This is a genomic window from Rhodoplanes sp. SY1 (assembly GCF_046000175.1).
GTDB lineage: Bacteria > Pseudomonadota > Alphaproteobacteria > Rhizobiales > Xanthobacteraceae > Rhodoplanes.
This window is the reverse complement of sequence record NZ_JBEOMB010000259.1, coordinates 1-708: the sequence shown is the minus strand read 5'-3', so window position 1 is coordinate 708 and position 708 is coordinate 1. Positions and strand designations below refer to the sequence as shown.

Below are 708 nucleotides of genomic sequence, written 5' to 3'. Positions count from 1 at the left end.
AACATGCTGGCCAAGGAGCTGACCTTCATCGGGCGGGCCGAGTCGGCCGGCCTGGTCGTCGGGGCGCGGGTGCCGATCATCCTGACCAGCCGGGCCGACAACGACCGCGCCCGCCTGGTCTCCTGCGCGCTCGCCCAGCTCTACATCCATTGGTGCCGGACCGGACGGTCCGCCTGCTCGGTTCCCGGATTCGCCAAGGCGGCGGAGTGAACCGCACCCGCCGGCCGGCCGTAGATCGACGGCCGGTCGTCACAGCGCAGGCGAGTGTCTCGTAACCGGAAGGAACAGGTCCGTGGACCGCGTCACCAAGCAGGCCGGGCGCGCCGCGATGCGGCGAGCGTCGGACGACGAGCGTTCGCCGGACGTGCCTGGCATGGGCGGGCCGGGCGCGTTCATGCCGGGTTCGGGCGTGCCGGATCTGGCCGCGATCGGGGTGAGCACCGATCGCCTGTTCTCGCGCACCATGGAGCGGTTCGGCTACGACCACGGTGTCCGGCTGCAAGGGCAGCTGCGCAGCCTGGGGCGGGTCGGCGACCGCATCTGCGCCTGGGCCTTCGGCCCCGGCGTGCTGCCGCTCGACGCGCGCGACTACACCCTGGTCGTGGTCGAGCGGACGCTGCGCAACACGGCGCCGCTCGCCGCGCCGCTCGCCGTCTCCACGCTGGTCGCACCGCCGCACGGCGACAACGGCTTCCTGCTCGCCGAGCG

At 73.2% G+C, this 708-nt stretch carries 1 protein-coding gene and 1 pseudogene; both read left to right on the top strand.

Features of this window, described 5'->3' with window-relative positions:
- Positions 1-210: pseudogene (locus tag ABTU92_RS28995) on the top strand (enoyl-CoA hydratase); the annotation flags it as partial.
- A gap of 82 nt (positions 211-292) precedes the next feature.
- The coding region (locus ABTU92_RS28990) for a hypothetical protein (protein WP_408095024.1) at positions 293-708 on the top strand (416 nt) is incomplete at its 3' end.